The 26,510-nt window shown below is 40.5% G+C and carries 25 protein-coding genes and 1 tRNA gene; 13 read left to right on the forward strand and 13 right to left on the reverse strand.

Annotated elements, in window-relative coordinates; all coding sequences use genetic code 11:
- Positions 1–148: 148 nt before the first annotated feature.
- A complete protein-coding gene (locus EHQ62_RS04185) occupies positions 149–604 on the forward strand; it encodes a hypothetical protein (RefSeq protein ID WP_135640965.1) in 456 nt (151 codons plus the stop codon).
- Between the two features lie 73 nt (positions 605–677).
- Here the strand turns inward: EHQ62_RS04185 and EHQ62_RS04190 are convergent, their stop codons facing one another.
- The 6 genes from EHQ62_RS04190 to EHQ62_RS04215 form a co-directional block, all read right to left on the reverse strand.
- Positions 678–1,655 carry an NADase-type glycan-binding domain-containing protein gene (locus EHQ62_RS04190; protein ID WP_425269520.1) on the reverse strand — a complete coding sequence of 326 codons (978 nt, stop codon included), beginning with the start codon at positions 1,653–1,655 and terminating at the stop codon, positions 678–680.
- A gap of 228 nt (positions 1,656–1,883) precedes the next feature.
- Positions 1,884–3,656, reverse strand: a complete 1,773-nt coding sequence (gene rpoD, locus EHQ62_RS04195; RefSeq protein ID WP_012388553.1) for an RNA polymerase sigma factor RpoD — start codon at positions 3,654–3,656, stop codon at positions 1,884–1,886.
- A gap of 16 nt (positions 3,657–3,672) precedes the next feature.
- Positions 3,673–5,484 (reverse strand): DNA primase, encoded by a 1,812-nt coding sequence (dnaG, locus tag EHQ62_RS04200; protein ID WP_135640967.1) that lies wholly within the window; start codon positions 5,482–5,484, stop codon positions 3,673–3,675.
- A 12-nt stretch (positions 5,485–5,496) separates the two neighbouring features.
- Positions 5,497–5,952: a GatB/YqeY domain-containing protein gene (locus tag EHQ62_RS04205; protein WP_135640968.1), complete on the reverse strand. Its 456-nt coding sequence runs from the start codon at positions 5,950–5,952 to the stop codon at positions 5,497–5,499.
- Positions 5,953–5,971: 19 nt separating this feature from the next.
- The gene (rpsU, locus tag EHQ62_RS04210) at positions 5,972–6,190 is read right to left on the reverse strand and encodes a 30S ribosomal protein S21 (RefSeq protein ID WP_012388550.1); all 219 of its coding nucleotides are present in this window, start codon (positions 6,188–6,190) and stop codon (positions 5,972–5,974) included.
- Positions 6,191–6,278: 88 nt separating this feature from the next.
- A complete protein-coding gene (locus EHQ62_RS04215; protein WP_167482834.1) occupies positions 6,279–7,103 on the reverse strand; it encodes a hypothetical protein in 825 nt (274 codons plus the stop codon).
- 109 nt (positions 7,104–7,212) lie between these two features.
- Here EHQ62_RS04215 and fbp point away from each other — a divergent pair, with 109 nt between their 5' ends.
- Positions 7,213–8,244, forward strand: a complete 1,032-nt coding sequence (fbp, locus tag EHQ62_RS04220; RefSeq protein ID WP_135640969.1) for a class 1 fructose-bisphosphatase — start codon at positions 7,213–7,215, stop codon at positions 8,242–8,244.
- A 103-nt stretch (positions 8,245–8,347) separates the two neighbouring features.
- Positions 8,348–8,596: a hypothetical protein gene (locus tag EHQ62_RS04225; RefSeq protein WP_135636466.1), complete on the forward strand. Its 249-nt coding sequence runs from the start codon at positions 8,348–8,350 to the stop codon at positions 8,594–8,596.
- A gap of 61 nt (positions 8,597–8,657) precedes the next feature.
- Here EHQ62_RS04225 and EHQ62_RS04230 read toward each other — a convergent pair whose 3' ends face one another.
- Positions 8,658–9,941, reverse strand: a complete 1,284-nt coding sequence (locus tag EHQ62_RS04230; protein WP_135640970.1) for a hypothetical protein — start codon at positions 9,939–9,941, stop codon at positions 8,658–8,660.
- Positions 9,942–10,045: 104 nt separating this feature from the next.
- Between EHQ62_RS04230 and pdhA the strand changes: the two genes are divergently transcribed.
- The 3 genes from pdhA to EHQ62_RS04245 are packed head-to-tail and all read left to right on the forward strand — an operon-like array spanning position 10,046 to position 13,418.
- Entirely contained in the window at positions 10,046–11,032 is a 987-nt protein-coding gene (gene pdhA / locus EHQ62_RS04235) for a pyruvate dehydrogenase (acetyl-transferring) E1 component subunit alpha (RefSeq protein WP_135640971.1), read from the forward strand.
- Positions 11,033–12,007: a pyruvate dehydrogenase complex E1 component subunit beta gene (locus EHQ62_RS04240; protein ID WP_135640972.1), complete on the forward strand. Its 975-nt coding sequence runs from the start codon at positions 11,033–11,035 to the stop codon at positions 12,005–12,007.
- Positions 12,008–12,017: 10 nt separating this feature from the next.
- Complete coding sequence (locus EHQ62_RS04245; protein WP_135640973.1) at positions 12,018–13,418, forward strand: pyruvate dehydrogenase complex dihydrolipoamide acetyltransferase; 1,401 nt, start codon at positions 12,018–12,020, stop codon at positions 13,416–13,418.
- Positions 13,419–13,430: 12 nt separating this feature from the next.
- Here the strand turns inward: EHQ62_RS04245 and EHQ62_RS04250 are convergent, their stop codons facing one another.
- On the reverse strand, positions 13,431–13,640 hold the full coding sequence (locus EHQ62_RS04250) for a hypothetical protein (RefSeq protein ID WP_015675889.1): 210 nt from the start codon (positions 13,638–13,640) through the stop codon (positions 13,431–13,433).
- A 130-nt stretch (positions 13,641–13,770) separates the two neighbouring features.
- On the opposite strand from EHQ62_RS04250, the gene fliG reads away from it, so the two are divergent.
- Entirely contained in the window at positions 13,771–14,790 is a 1,020-nt protein-coding gene (gene fliG, locus EHQ62_RS04255) for a flagellar motor switch protein FliG (RefSeq protein ID WP_135640974.1), read from the forward strand.
- A gap of 33 nt (positions 14,791–14,823) precedes the next feature.
- On the opposite strand, the gene EHQ62_RS04260 is transcribed toward fliG, so the two are convergent.
- Positions 14,824–14,900: transfer RNA gene (locus tag EHQ62_RS04260), tRNA-Asp, on the reverse strand.
- A 103-nt stretch (positions 14,901–15,003) separates the two neighbouring features.
- Here EHQ62_RS04260 and EHQ62_RS04265 point away from each other — a divergent pair.
- Positions 15,004–15,678, forward strand: a complete 675-nt coding sequence (locus EHQ62_RS04265) for a CDP-alcohol phosphatidyltransferase family protein (protein WP_135640975.1) — start codon at positions 15,004–15,006, stop codon at positions 15,676–15,678.
- Between the two features lie 122 nt (positions 15,679–15,800).
- Here the strand turns inward: EHQ62_RS04265 and EHQ62_RS04270 are convergent, their stop codons facing one another.
- Together EHQ62_RS04270 and EHQ62_RS18530 are read right to left on the reverse strand one after the other, a co-directional pair.
- Positions 15,801–16,091, reverse strand: coding sequence for a hypothetical protein (locus EHQ62_RS04270; protein ID WP_135640976.1), 291 nt, complete (start codon positions 16,089–16,091; stop codon positions 15,801–15,803).
- Positions 16,092–16,470: 379 nt separating this feature from the next.
- Entirely contained in the window at positions 16,471–16,647 is a 177-nt protein-coding gene (locus EHQ62_RS18530) for a hypothetical protein (RefSeq protein WP_167482835.1), read from the reverse strand.
- 75 nt (positions 16,648–16,722) lie between these two features.
- Here EHQ62_RS18530 and EHQ62_RS04275 point away from each other — a divergent pair, with 75 nt between their 5' ends.
- Together EHQ62_RS04275 and EHQ62_RS04280 are read left to right on the forward strand one after the other, a co-directional pair.
- The gene (locus tag EHQ62_RS04275) at positions 16,723–17,379 is read left to right on the forward strand and encodes a class II aldolase/adducin family protein (RefSeq protein WP_135640977.1); all 657 of its coding nucleotides are present in this window, start codon (positions 16,723–16,725) and stop codon (positions 17,377–17,379) included.
- 37 nt (positions 17,380–17,416) lie between these two features.
- Positions 17,417–18,160 (forward strand): aldose epimerase, encoded by a 744-nt coding sequence (locus EHQ62_RS04280; RefSeq protein WP_135640978.1) that lies wholly within the window; start codon positions 17,417–17,419, stop codon positions 18,158–18,160.
- A gap of 80 nt (positions 18,161–18,240) precedes the next feature.
- Here the strand turns inward: EHQ62_RS04280 and EHQ62_RS04285 are convergent, their stop codons facing one another.
- Positions 18,241–19,242: a response regulator gene (locus EHQ62_RS04285; protein WP_135640979.1), complete on the reverse strand. Its 1,002-nt coding sequence runs from the start codon at positions 19,240–19,242 to the stop codon at positions 18,241–18,243.
- Complete coding sequence (locus tag EHQ62_RS04290) at positions 19,239–22,691, reverse strand: PAS domain S-box protein (protein ID WP_135640980.1); 3,453 nt, start codon at positions 22,689–22,691, stop codon at positions 19,239–19,241. The genes EHQ62_RS04285 and EHQ62_RS04290 overlap by 4 nt, the downstream gene beginning before the upstream one ends.
- Positions 22,692–23,120: 429 nt before the next feature.
- Between EHQ62_RS04290 and EHQ62_RS04295 the strand changes: the two genes are divergently transcribed.
- The 3 genes from EHQ62_RS04295 to EHQ62_RS04305 all read left to right on the forward strand — a co-directional run.
- Positions 23,121–23,873 (forward strand): SDR family NAD(P)-dependent oxidoreductase, encoded by a 753-nt coding sequence (locus EHQ62_RS04295; RefSeq protein WP_135640999.1) that lies wholly within the window; start codon positions 23,121–23,123, stop codon positions 23,871–23,873.
- Between the two features lie 251 nt (positions 23,874–24,124).
- Entirely contained in the window at positions 24,125–24,919 is a 795-nt protein-coding gene (locus tag EHQ62_RS04300; protein ID WP_167482836.1) for an ankyrin repeat domain-containing protein, read from the forward strand.
- A 510-nt stretch (positions 24,920–25,429) separates the two neighbouring features.
- Positions 25,430–26,510: transposase (locus EHQ62_RS04305; RefSeq protein WP_167482837.1), on the forward strand; the 1,081-nt coding region annotated here is incomplete at its 3' end.

The raw sequence follows: 26,510 nt of genomic DNA on the forward strand, positions 1-26,510 counted from the left end.
GACTGGTGTTGCCTGAAGAGGCATGCACCGGCAACACTTTTGTTCAAAAATAGACCAAACGACAAAATCAATGGATTTAGAAAATATTTTTCATATAAAAAAGGAAACTTTGGTTTCAAAATCCAAAATTTTAGTAAACTATTTATTTATGAGAGAAAGCTACGTTCTTTATACACATCTTTCAGAAAAAAAAATTTTGGATCGGATCTCATCGATTTTACAAGAAAAATACTTCCATAGAATCATTAAAAATCAGTTCCAAATGTATCGAAAGGGTTCTTATAGAGGTGAGGCTATGGGTTCTTCTAGCATAGCAATCCCTTATTTACAAGGCACAATTTTTCCTGAAGCAAAGATTTCCTTTATCTCAATCATAACAAAACCCCACCCAATGTTTACCTTCATAACCTCATTATTTTACCTAATTGTGATCACACTGATCATTTCTGATACATTCGGTATCCTGAATGCAACTTCTAAAATTTCACCTATGATCCTATTCCTACCAATCGTTTGGCATTTGAATCATTTGATTTATTTAAAAAATGAGTCTCGCATCATCAAAACTTTTTTGATGCAAGTGTTGGAAGCAAAAGATTCCTAAAATTCCTTTCGTGGGAAGTAGCAAAGGAATTCCATGCTCGCTTCGTTTTTTATTTCAATCTTACGTTAGAAAACTATTTTGGAATTGGTAGTTCGTAATGATAAAACGTGCGCCCTGTTTCTTTTTCCTTCAAAACAAAAAGGAAATGGGTTTTGGGTTGGTACACTTCTGAAAATTTTGTCCCTAATTTGGTTTTAAAGTTTTCATAATCTTCATCCCCAACCTCAGCCCGTTTGAAGATCCAAGAAATGTTACGTTCAATCCCACCGTTATCAAAATAGCTAAGGTTTAATTCCAAACCCTCTTCTGAAGATTGTAATAATGTATAAGTACCTACAATGGATGGTAAAAAACCAGTGGGGTCCCCTTCTCCATACATCTCTGAAAAACTAAAGGTTTGGTCTGGTTTAAAAAATACAGGTAACACGGTTCCTTGGTCATAAAACAAAATGGTCCCTTTTGCATTGGCTAATACCAATTGTTTGAAACCATAAGCATGCCTCTCGGCCTTTCCAAACTGTGTGATGGTTCGTTTGATTTTATCAAAAGAAACCCATGGATAAGGAAAAAATCCCTCTTTTTTTACCTCACCCATTTTGATTTCCGACAAACAAACACGGCCTGTGTTCCCTTGGCCAACCGTTTCCAAAATTTCAAATCGGATCACATTGCCTTCAAACGTGGAATCCAAATCCACAACTTGTAAACCTTGTTTTCCAAACTTCGCTTTCGTGAGTTCAATGTCTTTTGTGCGGTCTTCCTTCAATTTATTTTTGGAATCGTTTTTTTCCATCCAAAAGGAAGATACCCTAAGTTTTTTAACCATGTCATGATTTTTTAGATCATTAGCACTGCGATGAAACCCATTTAACAACTGCAATGCTGAAAACTGAGTTTTATTGGATAAAAAAATTGTGAATCCAGATCCAACTTCTTTGGCACTCGCACAAAATGCGGTTCCATACTTTTCATCCAAAGCGAATTCAGGACTAAACCTCCAAGGTTCTTCCGGACTTACTTGCCCCACACTTTGGGTTTTATCATAGTCCAATTGTGTTTCTGATTTTTGGCAATGGAGGCTGAGAGAGAGTAAGAGTATGGGGAGAAGATTGAAATGCCGATGGAAAAAAGAGAAACGGGATGGCCCGAACGGCTTGCGGTGAGTGTGAGAAAGGAATTGCATACGGGATAAGAACGACTTTAGAAACAAAAAGAGATCCATGGATAAAAAAAACCATGAATCTCTTCGAAAGACCAATCAAGTAAAAAACAGTTTTCTTTAATCGATATAGTCTTTCAGTTTTTTCGAGCGGCTTGGGTGGCGGAGCCTTCTGAGAGCCTTGGCTTCAATTTGACGAATCCTCTCACGAGTCACTTTGAATTGGTAACCGACTTCTTCTAGAGTCTGTGCATAGCCATCATCCAAACCAAAACGCATACGAATGACTTTTTGTTCACGGGCAGGGAGTGTTTGTAAGACTTGCCTGATTTGTTCTGATAGGATCGATGACGCAGCCGAGTTCAAAGGTGAGATCACTTCTTTGTCCTCAATGAAATCTCCGAGTTCCGAATCTTCTTCTGAACCCACTGGGATCTCGAGAGAAATTGGTTCACGGGCAACGTTTTTCACAGCTTTTACTTTCTGCACGGGCCAACCGAGTCGTTCTGCTATCTCATCATTGGATGGATCACGGCCAAACTCTTGGACAAAGAGACGAGTTTCTCGGATCACTTTGTTCACCTGTTCGATCATGTGAACTGGAACACGGATGGTTCGAGCCTGATCAGAAATCGCACGGGTAATGGCTTGTCTGATCCACCAAGTGGCGTAAGTGGAAAACTTATACCCTTTTTTGTATTCAAATTTATCGACTGCACGAATGAGACCGATATTTCCTTCTTGGATCAAATCAAAAAAATGCATCCCGCGGTTTGCATAACGTTTTGCAATGGAGACCACCAAACGAAGGTTTGCTCGCACAAGTTCTCGTTTTGCTTGAGCGATTTCCCTTTCCCCTTTGATGATTTTTTCACCCCAGTCTTTGATTTCGCCAACAGGAGAACCTGCTTCTTGTTCCATACGACGGAGTTTTCTTTCATTATTACGAATGTCTTTGATGACTTCTCTGACTTCATCAATGTCGCACCCCATCATCTTTTCGATTTCATCTAGGTTTTCATTTTTTTCGATGAAACGGTTGAGGGCTTTGATTTCACGAACATCATGTCCGTATTTGGCTTTGATTTTAAGGAAGTGTTTTTCAATTTCCTTTACACGGAAAACCATTGATTTGATCTTTTGAGAGATCTTTTGGATTTCTTTTTGAGAAACACCAATTTTACGAATGGCTTCATCAATTTTGCCTGTGGACAAATCGATTTTTTCTTTCAGTTCTTTGAACTTCTTAGAATTCTCTGAATACTTACGAATGCGGTTTGTGGATTCGTTGAGTACTTTTTCATCCTGTTGGATGAGTTCCATATTTTCGAAAAATACTTTTTCGAGTTTGTCCGCTTGCTCTTGGTTGAGTGCGTACATTTTGTCCACTTTCACCAAGTCATACACTTTGATTTTTTTGGACTTAATTTTTGGAATTAACTTTGCAAAGTTTTGTCTAAGGATCGAAGAACTTAAAATCGTTTCTTCAATGATCTTTTCACCCTTCTCAATCCGTTTGGCAAGGAAAACCTCTGTTTCACCAGAGATAAGTGATACCTTTCCAATTTCTTTTAAGTAAAGACGAATCGGATCTTCAGAACTGGAAGAAACACTGGACTCTCTTTTTTTACGTGCAGGTTTCTCTTTTGTTTCCTTAGTCGTTTCTTCTTTGGTTGTTGTGAGGCTACTTGATTCTTCTAACGATTTTTTAGAATACTCTTCAACAATCTCAATCCCCATCTCGTGTAACAAGGTGAAGACATCATCAATCTTTTCGGAATTTAGAATTTTATCCGGTAGTATTTCATTGATCTCATCATACGATACTTCTCGATTTGCTTTACCAATCGAGATGATCTTTTGTACTTCTGGTAGGCTTGCTAGATTTTCCATTCTACCTATATCCTCTTTAGACTTCTAACGTTTGGATCGTTCGGAGATACACGGATCTCTTATTTTTTTCACTCTTAAGGAGTGAAAGTTCTGACAGAAGATTGTTTTTTTCTTCAATCGTTAAGTCAGGTTTGGCCATCTCTTTCACAAGTTCTTCCATCCGTGCGTCATCCAACAAATCCGCATGGTAAAGGAACATCGCTTTAAATGTAGCTGGGGTGACTGTCACATCGGCCGAAAAATGTTCAGCAATCATTCCCAGGTATTCCGAAGGAATCTCTTCCCTCGAAAGGATTTCTGCAGCGGTGAGGTTCTCATTCTGCAAATACTTCGTATATAAATAGTCCCAGAAAAAAGCAGACACCTCATCCCGAAACTCAAGTGAAAGTAAGTCATCAGCAAAACTAAAAAGTTCTAAGTTTTGGATGAGCATCGCGATCATCTTCCGCTCACAGATAAGTACAGGAGACGGTTTCCCCGGTTTCTGTGGAGTGCGGTCCTTCTTAGTATCGACAACGGAGGGGGTCGAACTTACACCAGGTTTGCCACGAAAGTCCTGAAAAAGAGAAGAAAACGAAAGTCCGAGTTGGCGAGCACCCTCTTCTAAATAGACCTGTTTGTCCGTTTCTTTCTCCATCGGTTTTAAGAATTCGAATAGTTTTTTGACTCCCGCTTGTTTTTCTTCCGCGAGTGATGTGGGACCCGTTCCCCCAAGGATTTCTCGGATCATAAATTGGGAGGCAGGTAGCGCCCCTTCCATTAAATCTCGGATTTCTTGTTTGTTGTGATGGAGAGAATAATCAAACGGGTCTTTCCCTTCCGGGATGTGGCATACTTTTACAACCACTCCTTCTTTGGAGAGCAGGTTTACGGCACGAAAGGCACCTTTGGTACCCGCTTTATCGGAATCCATCATAAGATACACTTTGTCCGCCATGTTTTTTAAGATCCGCACATGCCCTTCTGTAAATCCAGTACCAAGAGGTGCTACCACAAACTCGATCCCTTTGCGAAAGAGTCCAATGGCGTCAAACACACCTTCTACGATAACAGCTTCTCTTGTTTTTCGAATGCTATCTTGGCTTAAATTGAGATTATAAAACGTACGACTTTTGTCGTAGATGAGTGAGTTTGGGCTATTGATGTATTTTGCTTCTTCGGATTCACCAAGGATTCGGCCAGAAAACGCGACCACTCTCCCCCTTGTATCGATGACGGGGAACATGATCCTACTTCGAAAAAAATCATAAGGGTCTTTGTTTTGGTCCTGTCGTTTGAGGAGTCCCAATTGTTCCCCTAACTTCACTTCGGCTTCTGTTTTAAAGAGATCCGCACGTAAATTACCAAAACCAGGAAGCCCAAATCCTATCTTAAATACTTTGATATCTTCCGCATACAACCCTCGTGACTCTAGATACTTTAACGCCAGTTCACCGGCAGCCGTATTTAGATTTTTTTGAAAATACTCGAGGGCTTTTTGTGAAATTTGGTAAAGAGCTTCTTTCTTACGTTCCGACTCTTCTTCTTCTTTGGTTCGTTCAACGAGAGGGATGCCAGAATATTCTGATAAAATTTCGAGTGATTTTAAAAAATCTACTTTTTGGTAATCCATCACAAAGCGGAATAAATCACCAGAGGCCTTACATCCAAAACAGTGGTAAAAACCACCTTCCGCATTTACATTAAACGATGGGGTTTTTTCATTATGAAACGGACAAATGCCAACAAGATTACGACCCATACGGCGTAAGGGAACAAATCTGTTGATATAGGAGTCAATGGAGACTTCTCTGCGAACTCTTTCTTTAAAACTTTGGTAAGGATTCACAGTGTGTTATTTTTAACGGGCGCTAAGTGCTTGTTTAACGAGGGAGGATACCTTGGAGCCGTCTATATTTTGTCCTTTAAATTTTGCCATAACTTTACCCATCACCTTTCCCATATCCTGTGGACCAGTTGCACTCAGTTCTAGGATGGCTTCTTCCGTTGCTTTCCCTATTTCTTCTTCGGAGACTTCCTTCGGTATGTAACGGGAGATGATTTCTGCTTCTTCGATTTCCTTACTCGAGAGATCAGGACGATTCGCTTTGTCGTATTCTAAAGCGGTATCCTTACGTCTTTTGTAATTGGTTTTGAGGATCTGCATGACAGCAGTATCCGATAACTCAGAAGCACCGGTTTTGGTTAATTCATATTGAATTTCTGCTTTGATGAGACGTAGGGTGCCGAGGACTATTTCATCCTTGGCTTTTAACGCCGTTTTTAGATCTGTACTGATCGTCTCTTGCAGGGTCATAGGAAAACCGGCTTAAAGATTAAAGTTTATCTTTTTTAGCGAATAATCTTTTCTTTTTGTCGCGTTTGCGTTTTGCAGCTTCCACTGCTTTTTTCTTAATCACGCTTGGTTTTTCAAAGTATTCACGGCGTTTGATCTCGCTCATGATACCAGCATTTGCACAATCTCTTTTGAATCTACGAAGCGCCGCCTCAATAGATTCCCCTTCTTTTAAATAAATCCCTACTTGTGGGGTCATAGACAAACAACTGTCCTTTTGTAAAAATGGTCTAGTTTTGACGGTATCGGAAAGCACCCTATCCTGTCAATTCCGCCAAAAAAAGCTTTTAGAAATTTTCAAGAAAAATGGAAGAGAATTTGGCATCGTCTTGCAGGATGTCTCGGTCAATTGGAAAGATCTTCAATTTGTAATCCAAAATCAAGTGTTTGGAGGGAAAATAAAGGGATCCAAACCGGTGGTTTGCCCCATCCAAGGTTTCTCCCGGGCAAAATAAAAAATAGGACCTAGGGTTCAGTTGGAAATTGAATTCGTTTTCCCGGGTTTCTTTGTGAAGGGTTGCCGTTACCTCACGGAGGATTTCTTGGCTTTTGATGACTCCCATGGGTTTGAAAAATGGACTTAGGTCTTGCAAGTGGAAAAAGGCAATCACACCTGACTTTGTTTCGCCAAAAAAGGCCTTTTCCATTCGTTTGCGGATGGGGCCTGTGATGGTTTCAAAATCGAGGATGTTCTTTTCACGGAGGGAAATACCTGTTGCACAAAACGTTAGTACTTGGTTAGAAAGGTCTTCCCAATTCCTCGTTTCTAACTCCAAACCTTTTTCGAGAACCACCAATACAAAAACAGGGACTTCGCCTTCTGGCAAACGGATCATAAAGAGTTCGAATTCTTTTCCCTGTTCCGAAAAGGTAAGGATGGATTTTGGATCCAAATAGGATACATTGCGGATCCAAATCCCAATCGAATCAGATACCTTCTCGCGGATTTTCTCTTCGTGTTCCGTTTGTCCAAATTCAAAAACCAGTTCCTGGCCTAAGTACACCCAACCTAAATGGGCTCCCACACTGGCAAAACTGAGTCCCAACCGGCGCGAATGGTAGTCTGTCATTTGGATGGAAGGAGAAGGACTTAAATGCATTGGTTCTGTCATGGAGTTTCTAAGGTTTAGTATCGGAGCCTCCACCCGCATTCAAAAGGAGAAAGGATTTGCTCCCTACCCACAACCACAAAAATGGAGTAAAAACAACCTCGGGGAAACTGTGAACGCTACACCGAAACAAAAAAAACTCATCTCTTTATCGCAATTCATTCTAGAAGAGCAACTCAAAATCCCACATGCATCGGGAGAATTCACGGCACTTCTTAGCCATTTGGTGTATGCCGCAAAAATTGTAGGCCGAGAAGTGCGAAAGGCAGGCCTTCTCGATGACATCTTAGGTGCCACAGAAGATACAAATGTCCAAGGTGAAACCCAAATGAAACTGGACCAGTATGCAGACAATGCCTTCAACCAATCCTTAAAAATCTGCGGTCACCTCTGTGTCCTTGCCAGTGAAGAACACGAAGCCATCATCCCGATCCCAAATGGCTATACGATTGGAAAGTACACCATGGCCATTGACCCACTCGATGGTTCTTCCAATATCGATACCAATGTTTCCATTGGGACCATCTTTTCAATCCACCAAAGATTAGAACCAAACTCAAAGGAACCAGGCACAGAAAAAGACCTCTTACAAAAAGGGCATTTGCAACGCTGTGCCGGCTACATCATCTACGGTTCCTCTACCATGCTCGTTTTATCCACTGGAAAAGGTGTGTCTGGGTTTACCCTAGACCCAAGTGTGGGTGAATTTTTACTTTCCCATCCGGATATGAAAATGCCAGAATCTGGGGATATTTATTCCGCAAACGAAGGGAATGCCTCCTACTGGTCACCGGAAGTGCAAGCGTACCTTCAAAAAATCAAATCCATCGAAGGTGGGAAAAAACCAAAAACGGCCCGATACATCGGATCTCTTGTGGCAGACTTCCATCGAAACCTCTTAAAGGGTGGGATCTTCCTCTATCCAAATGATACAAAATCGAGTAAGTATCCCAATGGAAAACTTAGGTTGCTCTATGAAGCAGCCCCGATGGCGTACATTGCCGAACAAGCGGGTGGAATGGCTGTGACAGTGAAAGGAGAACGGATCCTTGACTTAACTCCGAAGGAACTTCATGAACGAACAACGCTCATCATTGGAAGCAAAAAAGAAGTAGAAGAATTCCTTACATTTGTCCCCAAATGATTGGTTAAGATTTTTTGAGATTCCATCCAGAAATTTCTTTCAATGGAAACTGAGATCGTATAGTTTTGGCAGAATTAAAAGATTTTTTAGGAGAAAACTTTCGATGAACAAAAAACTACTCGTTTTGATTCTCGGTGTTACTATGGCTTCTGGACTTGCTTTCTGCAAAAAAGAAGAACCAGTTGTAGAAGAAAAAATGGAAACTGTTGAAGATGCAGCGAAAAAAGTAACTACAGAAGTAGAGAAAAAAGTAGATGCAGCGGTTAAAACTGCTGAAACAGAAGCTAAGAAAGCAGCTACTGGTGCGATCAACGACGCAACAAAAGACATTAAAAAACCTGCTGGTTTCTAATTCTTTTTTTTGTTTTGAAAGCAAAAAAAACCAACCGATTGCCGGTTGGTTTTTTTTTGCCTTACGAATCAGTGTATTTGATTTTCGCGTGTAGTTCTTCTTCTAAGGCACATTTGGGATAAGTTCCCACATCAAGTGCTGTCCCAATATAACCAAACGGATCTTGTGGAGAAATGATTCGTAAGTCCCACCCATTCACGATCCAAGGGCATTCATAATTTCGATCCTTACAAACAATTTGAGAGGACTTTGGTTTGGGATAGGCCCAAGCAGATGTTTGGAACTTACATTTGTTTTCAATTTCTGCAATGATTCGAATCCTTTTGATTGCATGGTCAAACTCTTTGAAGCGGTCAATCATTGGGTCCGCCAAATCCTTTCGGAATAGTCCTTTTTCTGCATTATAAGTAAACATCACGAGGAGTTTTTCAGAAACATGTTCTTTGTCCGATGATGTTTTTAAGTTCTCCATAATGTAACGAGCAATCTTCAATGCATCTAACGTGACTTCGGCGGTATTATCTGCATACTCACCTGCCTCTTCTTCATCATCGCTTGCGTCGTCATCCATCCCACTCCCCGAGAGTAGGTCTTGGTTCAATTGGTGTTTCCGTAAGTCTTCCACGTTGATACTAGCAGGATTCACTCCGGGAATCTCAAAATTAGAACTTCCATGGTTACTGATGGCACTGATCACTTCTTCGGGAAGGTTGAGTTTCCTCGCAATTTCAATGCTTAGTCCTACGGCAGAGGAAAGGGAAGATCCAAAAAAACTTTGCCTGTACAATCCTTCTTTTGAAACAGCTATGTCGGCACAGAGACCTGCTAAAAAACTGAATCGGTTTACCATTTTAAAACCGTATTGTTTTTGGATGACAGAACCCAAACTCAAAAGTCCAAAGTCAGCTAAATGGTTAAAAAATTCTTTGTGAGAGAGTAAAATGCGAAAAAAAGATAAAGCCAATGATTTGGAATAAAAAGAATTTTGGATGATCCCTTTGAGGCTAGCCATCCGTTCTGCATTTTGTTCATAGAGATGGAAGATAAACTCATTGGAACGATCGTCGATGCGACTGAGAATTGCTTTTGACAAAACTTGTCGTAACATCTTCATCAAATCTTTTGACATTGCAAGTTTAAAGGAAGGGATATAGTTCCCTTCTAAACCTTCCAATTTTTTGATCACATTTTCTTTGATGGCTACTTTTTCTTTGATAAGGATGGTTCCATTTTTATCCACAACAGGTTCACTTAGAGAAACAGAACCTAACAGATCATAATCTACAGCAAAATTTTTAAATTCATTGAATTCTAGAAATTCGATACCAGCACTCGTAATTTTCATAAAGGTCCTAGGGAAACAGTCTTTTATCTTCTTTTAAGAGCAAGATTTTTGCTTTCTTTCTTTGTCTAAATAGTGTAGTTTTTTACTCGTTTCGGAGGTTCTATTTGGTTTCTTCAATCCCCAAAGACTCACAATCTGTGAGCGAATTAAAAGAGTTCTACAGGCAGATGGTACTAATCCGAAAGTTTGAAGAAGCTGCAGCAAAAGCCTATAGTGTGGGAAAAATCGGTGGATTCCTCCATTTGTACATTGGCCAAGAGGCAGTCGGCGTGGGATCGATTGCTGCCCTTACTCCACATGACTACATTGTTTCCACTTACCGTGACCATGGGCATGCACTGGCTCGTGGCCTCCACCCAAACCCCCTTATGGCAGAACTCTTCGGAAAGGCCACAGGGATTTCCAAAGGGAATGGTGGTTCCATGCATTTTTTTGATAAAAATGCACACTTTATGGGAGGCCATGGAATCGTTGGTGGTCATATCTCTCTTGCAGCTGGCATTGCCTTTGCTTCGAAATACAAAAAAGAAGATTCAGTGACCATTTGTTTTTTTGGGGAAGGTGCCGCCAATATTGGATCCTTCCATGAAGGTTTAAACCTCGCAGCGATTTGGAAACTACCAGTTGTTTTTATCTGTGAGAACAACCATTATGCGATGGGGACACCTGAATACCGTGCCCTAGCTGTTAAGGATGTTTCCGTGAGAGCCTATGCGTATGATATGGCAAGGGATCATATCGAAGGGGATGAAGTGCGAAAGGTGAGAGACCATGTAAAAGTGGCAGTGGAAAGAGCACGCCGAGGGGAAGGACCTACCCTAATTGAAGTATCCACCTACCGGTTTCGTGGGCATTCTATGTCAGACCCGGCAAAGTACAGAACAAAAGAAGAATTAGAAGCTTACAAAAAAAAAGACCCACTCATGCGTGCAAGGCACGAACTCGAGTTAGGTGGGATCAAACCAGAAGATTTGGACAAACTCGAAACAGAAATCCAATCACAGATTGACGAAGCCTACCAATTTGCAGAATCCTCTCCCGAACCTCCCCTCTCCCAACTTTACAAGTATGTGTATGCGGAGGATAAATAAATGGCCATCTTAACCTATAGAGAAGCATTGAACCGTGCCATGGTAGAAGAGATGGAAAAGGACCCACTCATTTACCTGATGGGAGAAGAAGTGGGGCATTACCAAGGTGCCTATAAGGTTTCCCAAGGGATGCTCGATAAATTTGGTGAGGAAAGAGTGATTGATACACCCATTTCAGAGAATGGATTTGCAGGGATTGGTGTTGGTTCGGCAATGGTTGGCCTAAGACCCATCATCGAATTTATGACTTGGAATTTTTCCCTTGTTGCCATCGACCAAATCATCAACTCTGCGGCTAAGATGAATTATATGAGTGGTGGACAATTCCCCATGCCCATTGTCTTTCGAGGTGCAGGTGGTGCAGGTGGGAGGCTTGCGGCCCAACACTCCCAAGCGTTTGAATCCTGGTATGCCCACTGCCCTGGTCTCAAAGTGGTTTGCCCTGCCACACCGAAAGATGCGTATGGACTATTGAAGTCCTCCATCCGAGACAATAACCCTACCATTTTCATTGAATCAGAAGTACTTTATGGTTCCAAAGGAGAAGTCCCAGAACAGGAATATACCATCCCCCTTGGCCTTGGAGAAATCAAACGAAAAGGAACAGACATTACGCTTGTGACTTGGTCGAGAGCCTTAAGTTTTGCGGAAGAAGCAGCAATTATCTTAGAAAATGAAGGGATTTCTGTGGAAATTGTGGACCTCCGCAGTTTACGCCCGTTAGATGAAAATCTCATCTATGAATCCGTAAAAAAAACAAACCGTGCAGTGGTTGTGGAAGAAGGATGGCCTGTGGCCGGTTTTGGGGCACAGGTTTCTCATCTTATCCAAAAGAATGTTTTTTCCTACCTTGACCATCCCGTGGAACGTGTCACCCAAATGGACGTTCCGATGTCGTATGCTGCAAACCTAGAACGAATGAGTTTGCCAAGTGCCAACCGAGTGGCAGACACCATCCGAGAGATGTTACGTTAAGGAGACCCCCATGGCAAAAATCCAAGAAATGACGCAACTTTCCCCAACCATGGAAGAAGGAACCATTGTGAAGTGGTTAAAAAAAGAAGGCGATTCCATAAGTCCAGGCGATATCCTAGCGGAAGTTGAAACCGATAAAGCCGTGATGGAAATGGAAGCCTATGATGCTGGTGTGATACTCAAAATCATCCAAGGAGAAGGCACCAAACTGAAAGTAGGTGAAGCGTTGGCTGTAATCGGGAAACCAGGTGAGGATATATCGAATTTACTTGCCAACCTTCCGAAACCAAAACCTTCGGAAACATCGGGGCAATCACCTGCAAACCCTACTCCCTCCCCATCCCTTGGGAACACGAATGCCAAGATGGATGCGGATTCATTAAAGGAAAAAAGGGAACCAAATCCTTTCGAAAGTACAGTTTCCACTCCCAATGAAAATTTGACGCCAACTTCTAGCTCAGGAAACAGAAGTCCTTCAGTCCCTTCCTTCCAAACCCAAGAAAGGCCAAATGGTAGCCCTTCTCCCAGGGGAGGCACACTCCGTGTTTTTGCATCCCCACTTGCCAAATCGATCGCCATTGAACATGGCATTGATTTACACCGTGTGATTGGAACGGGTCCCGAAGGTAGGATCACCAAAAAGGATGTTTTAGATTCCTTAAACAAAGGTACAGGCATCACACGTGGTGGATCGGATGTTCTCACTTCCGATGAAATTGTAAATTTGAATGGGATGCGAAAAACCATTGCCAAACGACTCACGGAATCCAAACAAAACCTCCCTCATTTTTATTTGAATGTGGATGTGAATGCAAAAGCCCTTGAATCGTTTCGTAAGGAAATCAATGAATTCCAGGCAACCCAAAATCCTGACTCACCCGCTAAAGTGAGTTTGAATGACATCATTGTGAAAGCAACAGCGGCGGCGTTAAAACTCCACCCCAAGGTAAATGCAAGTTTCCAAGGGGATACAATTTTACAGTTTGGGCGAGTGGATGTAGGGATTGCTGTTTCCATTGATGGAGGACTTCTAACTCCCGTTATCCGAGATGCAAATCGAAAGTCCATCCTTCAAATTTCTTCGGAAGTAAAGGAACTCGCCAAAAAAGCAAGAGACCGTAAATTAAAACCAGAAGAGTTCACAAATGGAACCTTTACGATTTCGAATTTGGGGATGTATGGGATCAGTCGGTTCACAGCGATCATCAACGAACCAGAAAGTGCCATCCTTGCAGTGGGATCTGTTGAAGATAAACCTATTGTGGAAAATGGAATGGTAGTGGCTGGACGAATCCTCTCTCTCACACTCTCCTGCGATCACAGGGTGATCGATGGAGCCGTGGGAGCAGAGTTTTTAAAGACCTTAAGGAGTTTTTTGGAAAGACCAAACCTTCTCCTTGCGGTGGGATGATCGATAGGCCAATTAAGCGGCAAAAAAATCAGCACTTTGGATGTCGGCAATGGGAATCCGAACCACACCCGTTGCCAAATTTCCGATGACCACATCGTCCATCATTTGGCGGTTTTTATCTAGTTCGATGCTCTTTCCATCTTTGAGGTGTAAAACGATATCGATTCCTCGGTAGTGGATGTAACGTTCGAGAGTGTTTTTGAATTTGTGAGCTTTGTCCATCTGGTATTGGTTCCTTTATCTTTGTAACTTACAAAGGGTATCGTACGAACTTAATGAGACCTTTAGAAAATTTTGTCTCATTGCAGAAGTTTTTTTTGACATCCATAGGAAACTAAGAGAATTATGTCACATGAAGTCTGAGAACCCAACCACCGCCGCACCAGGTGTACGAAAAGCTGCCCTCCTCCTCCTCTCCCTTGGCAAAGAAAGAGCCGCCGATGTACTCAGACACCTAGACGATGCCATGCTCGAGGCAGTGATTCTGGAGATGTCGAAAATTCGTTCGGTATCGAAAGAAGAAAAGGAATCCATTTTAAAAGAATTCCACCATACCATTGAAGGCCTTTCGGATTCCACTTCCGGGGGATTGTCCACAGCAAAGTCCCTCCTCGAACACACGGTTGGCTCCGAAAAAGCAAATGTGATCTTAAAAAAAATCCACAAAGAAGAAACAAAAAACGATTTTGAATTTTTGAACCAAGTGGAACCAAGTGTGTTGCAGACCATGCTCGGGACAGAATCTCCGCAAATCATTGCGGTGACCCTTTCCCATCTCGACCCCAAAAAAGCCGCAGACGTTCTCAAACTCTTTCCCAAACCAGAACAGGCAAAAATAGCAGTCCGACTTGCCACAACTTCCAAAACACACCCTGATGTGATCCAAAACATTGCTCGTATCCTAAAGAAACGTTACGAAGAAAGGGACAAACAAGAATACTCAGAAGCAGGTGGTGCCCATGTACTTGCGAACATTCTGAACTTTATGGAAAAAGGGGCAGAAGAAACCATTTTATCAGAATTGGAAGAATCTTCACCCGAAGTTGCCGACCAAGTACGGGAAAAATTATATACCTTTGAAGATATACTTTCTCTTGATAACAAAGAAATGCGAATCCTCATCAATCGATTGGCAGATGATACTTGCATATCACTTGCGATTCGTGGTGCCGGTGATGAAATTCGAAAAAAATTCTTAAACAATATGAGCCAAAACCGCGCAGAAGACATTTTGGATCTTTTGGATATGAAGCCACGTGTCACCTTACGAGAGATAAACGAAGCAAGAAGTAAAATTGTGCAAGTCGCAAGGGTTTTAGAGGAAGAAAATCAAATCCTATTCAAAAAGGAAAAAGAAGAATACATCGAATGATGGAATAGAAAAGGAATGGGGGGAAATTCCCGATGGCGGAGTTGACGGGGCTCGAACCCGCGACATCCTGCGTGACAGGCAGGCACTCTAACCAACTGAGCTACAACTCCATCGGAATAAAAACCAAACTATAGATTCGACTCCAAACGTCAACCTTGTTTTCATTTGTTTTCTTGCCTTCGGTTAGAATTTTTAAAACCTGGCATTGGTTCTATGCAAATCGAAGAAAAAAAAGCCAAAGACCTTTTCCAGGATCGGATATTTACATTATCCAATTTTTTATCTGTCCTACGTGTATTGTTATTACCTTTTTTTTTCTATAGTACATATGATTATGCAAAAGACCCAGCGAACTTAAACGCGTTACTTGCCTCTATCAGTTATGCTTTGGCTGCTGTCTTCACTGATTATTTGGATGGGCTATTTGCAAGGCTCTTACACCAAGAAACAACACTTGGTCGGTACCTCGATCCTGTTTGTGATAAACTGGTGACACTCGGTGGGCTCTTTGTTGTGACACTCCACTTCGATTTTCCAAAATGGATCCTCATCGTATACTTTATCCGAGAGGTCCTCGGTGTTTGGCTCGGTGGATTTTTGTACTTAAAACGAGGCTTACAAGGAAGGCCCAATTGGTGGGGCAAGTTTGGTGTGGGAATTGTTGCTGTTTCCGTGATTTGGTACATGTCACTGCCGTACTTCCTCCAATTTGGAGCTCCCTATTCCTTCCTGTTGTATCCGGAAATTTCCGCTTATGTTTTATTGGTTGTGCTTACGTTTGGCGTGATTGCCTATGTGGTGAGGTATTGGAATATCGTTTTCCATCCAGAAGCCATTGAATTGGATCCAGAAAACAAGAAACAAGCGAAGAAATACCAAAAAATCTAGAACCCTTCTGCTTAGTAAAAGTACAGACTAACTTGTAGATGGAGGGTTGATTGGGATAATAGAATCAACCCGCAAGTGGAATCAAACTTCCAAAAGGAACCAATCTATTACCCCAAACGAATTTAACGTCTTTTTTTCTTAGCTGCTCTTTTTTTACCGGCTTTTTTCTTCGCCGTTTTCTTTTTCGCAGGTCTTTTTTTAGAAACTACTTTCTTTGTTTTTTTCTTTGCTGCTTTTTTCTTTTTGGCAGCCTTTTTCTTCTTAGGAGCTGCTTTTTTAGCTCTTTTTTTCTTTGCTGCTTTCTTTTTCGCAGCTTTCTTCTTTTTAGGAGCCGCTTTTTTGGCAACAACTGTTACCTCAGGAGCAGGTTCTTCCACTACAACTGGCATTTCTATTGTTTCGTTTTCTTCCATACATGTAACCTTATGAAGATTGTATCCATCTTCCGTATGGAAACGATGACAAAGCTAGCATTCATAAAAGTAAATTCATTTTTGTTTTCGAATCGAGTGGATTGCTAATTTCTTTACAATCGATGCATCCATCATGAGTTCTCATGGCATATACCAACGATCATATGAAGATTGACTTCTTTGGTATCCATTGAGAGCTAAAGTTCCGCTTCACAAATTAGAAATGCAATCTCTGTGAGGTGATTTCACAATTGGAATGGAAACAAATCAGATCTCAGAGTCGAACGAAAAAATACCTCTCTTCATTTAGACTTGTGAATAGGCTTTGTATCTCTGCCATTGCAATGATGAAATAAATCGTTCGATCGTGGGAGTGGTGTTAGTTTAGAATTTTGTCTGGTTTACAAGGTTTACATACATACCAATCCAAAAGGATTCGTTTCCTCCCATTCATGATCCATTCTAAGTTATAAATCCTTAGACCAAGGTATGGTGAACACTTCCCCTTTACGGAGAGTTTTCGATTCCGTTTTGAAATTTCTGACAGTTTTTCCATTCGGTTTCCTTTTGGAGTATTTTTTTAGTCGACACTTGTCGACTATTTTTTAAAATAGAAAGTCAGGACCATACGATGAAACAGAAGAACCAAACAATCATAACCATCCAAAAGGAAATGATCACCGCCTGTATCCGGTTAGCTGATCTTGGGTTTTTAGCTGGCATTGGTGGGAATTTGGCAGTGCGGGTGGATGATAAGCTCATGGTTGTGACACCTTCCGCAAGTGATTATTACACGATGAAACCAGAAGACCTCTGTGTTTTGAAAATGGATACCTTAGAAATGGTTGAAGGAACAAAACAACCCACCACGGAAAGTGGCATCCATGCGAATTTCTTTTTGAAACGTCCAGATCTCAATGTGAGTTTGCATACCCACCAACCACTTGCCAGTGCCATCACCCTACTCGGAAAAGATATATTCTTGGTAACCAAAGAAGCGAAAGAAAAAATTGGATCGAAACTCATAATGGTTTCTTATGCTCCATCCGGAACTTCCTTTCTTGTGAGTGCCTTTCGAAAAAAAATTACAACAGAAGAAAATGGTTACCTCTTAAAAAATCATGGGATTGTTTGTGGGGCCAAAGACTTAAAGTCGGCCATTCGCTCAGTCATTTTGATTGAAGAGGAAGCAACTGCATTTTTAAAACAATCAATTCAAAAAAATATAGACCGTTTCCAATTTCCAAAACCACTTGTGGAACAAATTGAAACCGTGTTTACCTCGTAAAACTTTAGTGGAACCAAAAAGAAATAAGGACTAATCAATGATCCAAATATCCAAACTTCCTAAGGCAAAACCAAAATCGAAGTCCACCAAACAAACACCTGACGAAATGGAAATACACGACTTATGGAATCGTCTGGAATCCAAAGGTTTGTTCCAATCAAATGCAGTTAGCCTTTCCTTTCTTTTACCAGGGACGGATTCCTTTTTACTTATGGCAAAAACGGAAGGGAAAAAAGCAAAACCTAGTTTGGGGATTTATTCTGTCAATTTTCCGAATACAAGGTCCAATGAAAGTTTGGGTCATGAATTTTTACCGGCTGTGATTCGGTTTCATGCTGAACTTCATTCAAATCGATCTGACGTTGGGGCCATTGTGAAATTTGTCCCTCCTTGGAGTTCCAAACTTAGATATTTAGACCACCCACTCCCCCTTGTGTTTGATGAGCAGTGCCGCCAATTGGGAGCACCTGTCCACCAGTTACCTGTTGGACCGAATGGGAATCTCCTTACAAGTGAGATCCTACGTTCTGGTGCAAATGGGTTTTTATTAGGGGAAGAGGTCATTATCACCAGTGTGACTAGAGAAAAAGCCATTTATAATTGTGAATTAATCGAAAAATGTGCGAAAGCCTATCTCCTTGCGATTGCAACCGGTGGGACAGTTCGAAACATTCCTTGGTTTGTACGATTTATCGCCAAACAAAGGTTACTTAAGGATGAAAAAAAGGCAACCGCATTTTACAAACGTGGTGAAAGGCCTACCGGATTTAAGGCGTATTAACATTTTCCATTCTCATGCAGTCGATTTAGAATCTATCATGCAAAGGGTGGACAGGATAAGTCCAATGATGGTGCGTTGGCTCAAGTTTTTTCCATTTCTTCTGGCCATTCTTTTTTGATTTCTATTACTTTAGGTAGTACATTTAAAAATTCTGTGACAAGTTTCGGATCAAAATGAGTGCCTGATTCTTTTTTTAGAAAAGCAAGTGCATCATCGACTTCCCAAGCTTTTTTATAGGGTCTGACAGTCGTTAATGCATCAAACACATCTGCGATGGCAATGATCCTTCCTTCTAAAGGGATGTTTTCTCCTTTTAAGTTTTTCGGATAACCTGTTCCATCATATTTTTCGTGGTGGGTGAGAGCAATGGACTTTGCCAATCGTAATAAACTGGAGTGGTGGTCCCCAATGATTTCAGCACCAATTTCAGGATGGCGTTTCATGATTTGCCATTCTTCTTCTGTGAGTTTGCCAGGTTTTTGGATGATGGAATCAGGGATTCCAATTTTACCCACGTCATGCATTGGTGCTGCATTTAGTATTTCTTCTGCCCCTTCTTCACTATAACCAATCGCTCGGGCAAGGGTTTTTGAATAATGACTCATCCGAATTACGTGCATACCTGTTTCATTGTCTTTGTATTCCGATGCCATACCCAATCGTTGGATGATTTGTAATCTTGTGATTTTTACTTCCTCGCTATCGACTAAGGACAAATGTGTTTTGACTCTGGCTTTGACAATGGCGGGGCTCACTGGTTTTGTGATATAATCCACAGCACCAAGTGAAAATCCTTTTTCTTCATCACCCACGTCTGTAAGAGCAGTGACAAAGATAACAGGTATGAACTTTGTGATTTCATTTGATTTGAATTTTTGGCATAGGTCATAACCTGTGATCTCTGGCATCATCACATCTAATAAAATCAAATTGGGTCTTTCTTTTTGTGCAAGTTCCCAACCTTTATTGGCATCTTTTGCGAAGGATAAAGTGTAATCATTTTTTAGGATTTCATTTAGGATTTGTAGGTTCGTGGGTTCATCATCGATGATCAGTATTTTTGTTTTTTCGTTTGGAATCACGTTTGTTTGGCTCCTATCTGTGTTTTAAGATCTTCTAAAATCTGAATGGCACGATCAAAATCAAATTCGTCTACGACCTTTTGCAATTGGTTCCATTCCTTCGCCGATTCACTACGACTGATCCAAGTTTCTAATTCCTTCCACAGAACTTGGTTTAGACTTCCCTTCTGGAAAGAGAGAATTAAGTCTTCGATATTTGTGATCTGGTTCGCATAAGTAGTGATAGGAGGAATCGATTCCAATTGTTCTTTGGATTCTTTACCGGACAAAGATCGAAGACCTTCGTTTCCTGATTCCATTTTCCTTCCATCATTTGCAACCATTCCAGGAATCCGTTCTTCGATTTCTGTCGAAAGTCTGTTTAGCGTGTCTAACATTTCATTCCAATCTGCTTTCGTAAAACGAAGGTTCCCATCCCGATTTTCCCATTGTTGCAATAATTGGTCTAAAACAAAAATCCCTAAATTGGTAGTTGCCCCCTTCCATTTGTGGAGGAGTTGTTTGGAAGATTCTATGGAAATGCCTTCTGGATTCGTTTGGGAAAACCACATCGTTTGCGCTTCAATGTATTCTTTCACTGCCCGAAGGTATGCGGTTTCGGATCCATAAATTTGAACCCCACGTTTCCAATGGAAAGAAGGTTCGTTTGCCTCTTTCCCATTGGATTCCGAAAAGGCAAGCCCTTGGTTTCTATGAGGAATGTGCGAATGATCCTTCCGATCCAAACCATTTGGATGGGAACTGGAAAACCAACTTGCAATTTCATGGAATAGTTCATCCACATCAATTGGTTTGGAAACAAATCCGTCCATTCCCGCTTGTTTTGCTTGTAATTTGTCTTCTTCGAAAACACTTGCTGACAAAGCGATGATTGGGGTGTGGTTTCTTTTTTGTTTTGTTTCTTCAATGCGAATCTGTTTTGTTGCTTCGAGACCATCCATTTCTGGCATTTGGATGTCCATTAAAACCAAATCAAAATTTTGTTCCCGAAACCTATCAACCGCTTCACGTCCGTTATTTGCAATTGTGACTTGGTGCCCGTTTGTTTCCATTAAGATTTGAATGAGTTCAACATTTTGTTTCACATCATCAACAATTAAGACCTTTAGATTTGGTAATGGCAAACTTGGGATTTCGGATATAACATTGGTGGCATTTCCTTTCGGAAGTGGTAAGGCAAAATAAAAATCACTACCCTTACCTATTTTGCTTGTCACCCAAATCTTTCCACCCATCAGTTCGACCAATTGTTTGGAAATCGTAGTCCCAAGACCCGTACCACCAAACCGTCTACTCATCGAAACATCTGCTTGTGTAAAGGGTTCAAAAATTTTATCCAATCGGTCTTCTGAGATTCCAATCCCTGTATCTTGAATGTGAAACTCCACCAAATTTCCGCTAGGTTTTACAAACAAACGGATTGTCCCTTCTTTTGTAAATTTTATAGCGTTTCCTACTAAATTGGTGAGGATTTGGCGGATTCGTAAGCTGTCCCCTTTGTAATAATCCCCTAAGTCTTCTGAATACTCGGTTTTGAATGTAAGTCCTTTTCTTTTTGCTTCCATTCCTAATGTTGAGGAAACTTGGTCGATCAGTGAAACAAGTGAAAAATCAACAATCTCAAGTTCAACCGCACCTCGGTCCAATTTGGCTGAATTTAAAATGTCATTAAGCAATCTTAACAATGATTTGGCGGAGTTCCGAATAGTTTCTAAATGTTTACGCTGAGTCGCAGAAAGTGTATCGGAAAGTAAAACTTCAGTAAAACCAATGATCGCATTCATTGGTGTTCTAATTTCGTGACTCATATTTGCTAAAAATGTTGTTTTTGTAAGAGAAGCCATCTCTGCTTTCTCTTTTGATTCGATTAAGGCTTCCTCAATCCTACGCCTGTCCGTATTATCTAAAATGACTCCATCTAAAAACTTAACTTCTTTGTTTTCATCATACACTATCCCACCATATTCTAAAACCCAACGAATGTCGCCATTTCGGTGTTGAATTCTATAATTGAGAACAAACGTATCGTCAAGATCGATTGCATTTTGAATGGTATTGGTAACATGTTCTCGATCATCCGGATAAATGATGTCGGAAAAGTTTCGTTTTCGGTTTGGCTCAAGGAAATCGCGGGCGGGAAAACCAGACAATTGTTCTATGGCATCACTTAAAAAAATCGATGACCAAAACTCATCAGGCAAACATCGGTAAACCACACCAGGAATGTTTTGGATAAACGATCGTAACTGCTCCTCATTGTCTTTTAATGCCTGTTCTATCATGATTCTTTCGGAAATATCACTGATGAGCCCAACAAAAATGTCATCTTGGGGGAGTTTTGTGTGGCCAATGGCCAGTCGTATAGGAAAGGTTGTTCCATCTTTCCTAACAGCGATCGTTTCTCTACCGATCCCAATGATTTTCGCTTCTCCCGTATTTAGATAGTTTGATAAATACCCATCGTGTTCTTCTCTGAATGGGCTTGGCATAAGGATTTTAACATTCTGGCCAATGATTTCTTTGGCACTCCATCCAAACATTTTTTCAGCAGTCACATTGAATTCTTGTACGATTCCTTTTGTATCAATCATCACAATGGCATCAGCAGCTGTTTCAATGATCGCTCTTAACCTAGATTCACTTTTTAATAAATTATGGAATAAATCTTTATAACTAATGAAAGCAATTGTGACGATGGCAGAGCCAATCACAAATAAACTACCAAACCCCACAAGGAAGGCTAAAAATATTTGGTCAGTTGTGGAATTGTCTAACTCCGTTCCAATCGGAACGACAAACCGAGCCGCCGCCATCCCTGTGTAATGCATTCCTGAAATCGCCGATCCCATGACAATCCCACTAAACAATGTTAGGTAGATAGGACGAATCTTCCAAATATTACTCTTCAATCGAAATTGGATCACAATGGAAAGGATCGCAAGTGAAATGGCTACGACAAGGGATACTAAAAATAAAAACGGATCATACATTAACTTGGGAGTCATCTGCATTGCAGACATACCCATATAGTGCATAAATCCAATCCCTGCCCCGACAACCACCCCTACCGACACTAATTCCAATTTGGTAATTTGTTTTTTACTGAGAGTTTTTAGAGCAAAGTAGGAAGCAAAAAAACTAGGCAGGATGGATAAACTCGTGATGAGTTTGTGATACGTAACAGTCGTACACAACTCAAACGACATCATTCCGATGAAGTGCATAGACCAAACTGCACCACCTAATGAAAGACTTGCGGTAAACAGTATTGCAAAACGAGAAAGATCACTCCCAACGTCTGAAAATCGGTTCAATAAATACAAAGAAATCCAAGAAGCAAAAATCGATATGAATATGGATAAAAAAACCAACCAACCATTGTATGTACCAGTCACAAAATAAACCTGGCTTGGATTGGTGATAAAAACGTTTTGTAATAATTCCATCATTGCATTTAAAACTCTGTTCTCAAAACAAAGTAAGAAAACCCACTCCAACATTGGACAGTGATTGGGAAAAGAAAAGGAAGTAATTCCTGGCTACCAAAAATGAGGTAAGGATTTTTTCCGTACTTTTCCCTATTTATCAGATGGCACTCAATGGATTCCCAATCAAAAGTAATGGGATTCGCTATGGATTTTCTTTTTTTTCCATTTCGATTCATACCCGCTACTAGCCTCTCCTACTGTTGCGATTTGGATCAATACTCTAAGCGACTGGATAAACAAACGAGGAAAAGATACCTCCTCCTAACGGGTGGACTCATTTCCACTGTTCTAAATACTTTTTTAACCCAAGTATACCGTTCGGTCCACTTTGCAACTAACAAAGAAATTAATTCGATTGTCTTTCACTTGCAACTCTCAGAATTTGCTTATATGGAATTGAGTTTAAAAGGTAAAAATGTAATTGTTACGGGTGGCGCACTTGGCATTGGAAAGGAAACCTGTGTGTTACTGGCAAAACAAGGTGCAAACGTGATTGTTTCTGACATCAAAGAAATTGAAGGAAACTTTGTTGTCGAAGAAATCCAAAATTTTGGTGGGGAAGCATCATTTGTTAAATGTGATGTGACAAAGGAAGAGGAAATCATCCAACTCACCAATACCTTTCAAAACCAAAACAAACGTTTGGATATAATGGTAAACAATGCAGGGATAGCAAACAAACCCAGCTTTATGCATAAGGTAACAACGGAGGTTTGGAACAAACTCATTTTAATGGACTTAACAAGTGTCTTCTGGTGCCAAAAATATGCCACAAAACTTATGCTTGGTGATCGTTTAGGAGGTTCTATCATCAATGTTGCCTCCATTGCTGGCCTTGGTGCCTCCCCATCCCTTGGGCCTTATTGTGTGGCGAAAGCTGGCGTGATCGAACTTACTACCACAGCTGCTTTAGAAGTGGCGAAGTATGGGGTGCGGATCAATGCCGTATGCCCAGGCTGGACAGAAACAGCAATCCTCGATGTGGCAGGGGAAAGGGGTAAATCTACCATGGAAAAAAATATCCCAATGGGAAGGCTTGGTAAGCCGAAGGAAGTCGCAAACCTCATCACATTTTTAGCATCGGATGCCTCGAGTTTTATTACTGGATCGGTGTATCGGATTGATGGCGGAACAAGGAGTTAGGTCGGTTTCATACGTATGTTTCTGTTTCGGATTCCAGAAATCGTATCTTTTTTAAAATACAATCTTGGAACAGTATCGAAAAGATTCATTTACTGATTTGAAATGATTTTCAAAAATAAAAAAAGATGAAAGGATTCATACAATATTGTCAATATATGAGATACACAATCCAAATCATACTAATCCTATTAAATTTTGAAATTCTAAGCCAACCGATTCTGACTTTTAAAAATAACTCTAGGTTTGCTTATTTGGGAAACCATACCATTGATGATGCAAAAAATGAATGCAAACTCATCGGCATGCATTTACCAAATATTTTTGAATTGGAAAAAGCTTATCAATCAGGCAAACACAGAAATTGGCTAGAAGTATCTAAATACTATTGGTCCTCTTCTCAAATTGACGAAAATCGCAACTCGTATTTGTATATCAATTTCGATAACGGTGGCTCAGGATCAGGCAAAAAAACTGATTCGCTTGCAGTTATATGCATTAAGGGAACTAACGATCCAACTCCGAAACTTCCAATACCAAAGTATTCTACTTTAGAACAAAGAAACACAGCAATGTTAACTGAGGCAGCACTCAATGGAGATTTAGAAACAATTCAATCGTTGGTAAAATCAAATGTGAATGTAAATGAGAAGGATGGCTTTGGATTTACTGCCTTGATGTCAATTGCAAACCATCCAAATGAGACAGAGATTGCCCGGACCTTGATCGAAGCGAAAGCTGACATTCATGTAAAATATATCGAAGGTTCAACCGCATTAATTTTTTCAGTTCAAAGAGAGCAAGTTGAAATTGTTAAACTCCTAATCAATGCAAAAGCTGACGTAAATGTTAAAACGACCAATGGTATCACCGCAATCATGTATGCTTCAAGTCAAGGCAATATAGAGATTGTGAAACTTCTTTTAGATGCAAATGCGAAAATTGACCTTATCGATAATGCTGGCAATACAGCTTTAGATTACGCGAGAAAGAAAGGTCACATCGAGATTGTCAAGTTGCTTGAAAATGCTGCAGACAAAAAAGATTAGAAGTTTTATCGATTCAGCAATCAGCCTTACAGTTTCTAAATTTAAAATTCAAAAACAACGCAAAGGCAGAAGGAATGAAATTTTACTTTCTAAAAATAGAAGTTCAATGGAATGAGATTCTGATGTTATCGTTCAACCATAGAATCTCTTTTCCTACTCTAATCTGTCCATTCCAATCCGCACAAATCCACCTTTTTCTCCTCAGAATCTAACACCTCCGACCAGAAATTAGGCTCTCCCAACGTATCCCCTTCACCTAGCTTATCCCACCGTAGTCAAGCCCCTACAAATGGTTCCTCGAAGCAATTACACCCTAACAAACCTACTCTAAGGACTAAAAAAGTATCACCCAAATTATCCTCAAAAGGTAATGTTACACCTGCTACCTCCAAGCCTACAAGCGAAGGAGGCTACTCTCCTCTAACCACTTCCTCAGAGCTACACTTCGAAGGAGAAAAGAATCGCCATTCTAAGGAGCACCTCTACGAGAACCTTACAGATGATATTTTTGTGGAAGTAGAGACTTTTAAGGAGTATAAATATAAATCCACTTCGGGAATCCATACCGAGAAGTTCCAAAAGCTCACATATAAAATTCTGTATGATCTCTACCCAAAATACTGCCCCAAATGTAATGTATTACTTTCAAAGGGTGTAAAAAATAGACCTGACCTTGTACGTTGCGGAAATAAAAACTGTCACCACCAAGTATCTAGATTATCATATACTCCATTACACCATTTTAAGCTACCAATATGGATGTTTGGGTATATTTTAGAAGAATCTATCCTTCAATTCCCCAAAGTAATTACTTCAGTAGAAATAAGTAAGAGGTTAAGCATATCCTACAAGTCTGCCAGGCTTTTGAAGCAACGTTTACAGGTGTTTTCTTCACATCAGGTAGAAGTTTTAAGGAAATTATATTACAATGATCTCAAAGATACTTTCAAAAATGTTACTCTTCCAAAGGTAGAAGATGGTAAGGACGTAAAGAAGCACTTAGGAAAGAAACTTTATAGAAAGATACCACATACAGATACAGCAGTCCTCTATTCAGCCTCTCAGAGAAGTAATCAACATCGGAAAAGGTTTCGTCATGGTGGTCTCACTGCTAGTATATATCAAAGTGATTCCGTTGGTGGTAGGCAGGTAGGAATACTTGTAAGCACTATAGCTACTCAGAATGGTTGTGTATTTTTTGATTCAGTCCCAGATCAGAAAGCCAATACATTAGGAACTTTACTTCGCAAAACTGTTCCCTATGAGTCTCCTCTATTTTCAGATGAAGGGTATCCTTGGTTATGGGGTATTTACAAAAAACATAGGACTGTAAATCATCAGGCTCATAGTAAAGATAAAAGGTATAAATTTGCAAAGAATCGTTGGAGTAAATTTTCTATTCACAATCAAGTAGCTGAAGGTAATCAGAGATTATTAAAAAGTGCGTTCAGTGCTTACTGTTATATAAAACCAACTTACTCACAACTCTATTTGAACGAGCTGTCATTCTATAAATCCATAAAGGCAGTTGGGATGGATAGATTAGTGACAGCTCAGAGGGAAGGAGTTGTGCCGAATGTATCTAGGATAT

This window comes from Leptospira jelokensis (genome assembly GCF_004769635.1).
In the GTDB taxonomy this organism is placed as follows: domain Bacteria; phylum Spirochaetota; class Leptospiria; order Leptospirales; family Leptospiraceae; genus Leptospira_A; species Leptospira_A jelokensis.

Coding starts and splice junctions, on each gene's coding strand:
- EHQ62_RS04230 (WP_135640970.1), bottom strand. CDS start 9,941: ATGAAAATTACGAGTGCTGGTATCGAATTTCTAGAATTCAATGAATTT.
- EHQ62_RS18530 (WP_167482835.1), bottom strand. CDS start 16,647: ATGGAAAAACTGTCAGAAATTTCAAAACGGAATCGAAAACTCTCCGTA.
- EHQ62_RS04245 (WP_135640973.1), top strand. CDS start 12,018: ATGGCAAAAATCCAAGAAATGACGCAACTTTCCCCAACCATGGAAGAA.
- EHQ62_RS04290 (WP_135640980.1), bottom strand. CDS start 22,691: ATGATGGAATTATTACAAAACGTTTTTATCACCAATCCAAGCCAGGTT.
- EHQ62_RS04185 (WP_135640965.1), top strand. CDS start 149: ATGAGAGAAAGCTACGTTCTTTATACACATCTTTCAGAAAAAAAAATT.
- EHQ62_RS04270 (WP_135640976.1), bottom strand. CDS start 16,091: ATGGAAGAAAACGAAACAATAGAAATGCCAGTTGTAGTGGAAGAACCT.
- fliG (WP_135640974.1), top strand. CDS start 13,771: ATGAAGTCTGAGAACCCAACCACCGCCGCACCAGGTGTACGAAAAGCT.
- EHQ62_RS04275 (WP_135640977.1), top strand. CDS start 16,723: ATGAAACAGAAGAACCAAACAATCATAACCATCCAAAAGGAAATGATC.
- EHQ62_RS04215 (WP_167482834.1), bottom strand. CDS start 7,103: ATGACAGAACCAATGCATTTAAGTCCTTCTCCTTCCATCCAAATGACA.
- rpsU (WP_012388550.1), bottom strand. CDS start 6,190: ATGACCCCACAAGTAGGGATTTATTTAAAAGAAGGGGAATCTATTGAG.
- EHQ62_RS04225 (WP_135636466.1), top strand. CDS start 8,348: ATGAACAAAAAACTACTCGTTTTGATTCTCGGTGTTACTATGGCTTCT.
- rpoD (WP_012388553.1), bottom strand. CDS start 3,656: ATGGAAAATCTAGCAAGCCTACCAGAAGTACAAAAGATCATCTCGATT.
- EHQ62_RS04250 (WP_015675889.1), bottom strand. CDS start 13,640: ATGGACAAAGCTCACAAATTCAAAAACACTCTCGAACGTTACATCCAC.
- EHQ62_RS04240 (WP_135640972.1), top strand. CDS start 11,033: ATGGCCATCTTAACCTATAGAGAAGCATTGAACCGTGCCATGGTAGAA.
- EHQ62_RS04205 (WP_135640968.1), bottom strand. CDS start 5,952: ATGACCCTGCAAGAGACGATCAGTACAGATCTAAAAACGGCGTTAAAA.
- EHQ62_RS04265 (WP_135640975.1), top strand. CDS start 15,004: ATGCAAATCGAAGAAAAAAAAGCCAAAGACCTTTTCCAGGATCGGATA.
- EHQ62_RS04295 (WP_135640999.1), top strand. CDS start 23,121: ATGGAATTGAGTTTAAAAGGTAAAAATGTAATTGTTACGGGTGGCGCA.
- EHQ62_RS04280 (WP_135640978.1), top strand. CDS start 17,417: ATGATCCAAATATCCAAACTTCCTAAGGCAAAACCAAAATCGAAGTCC.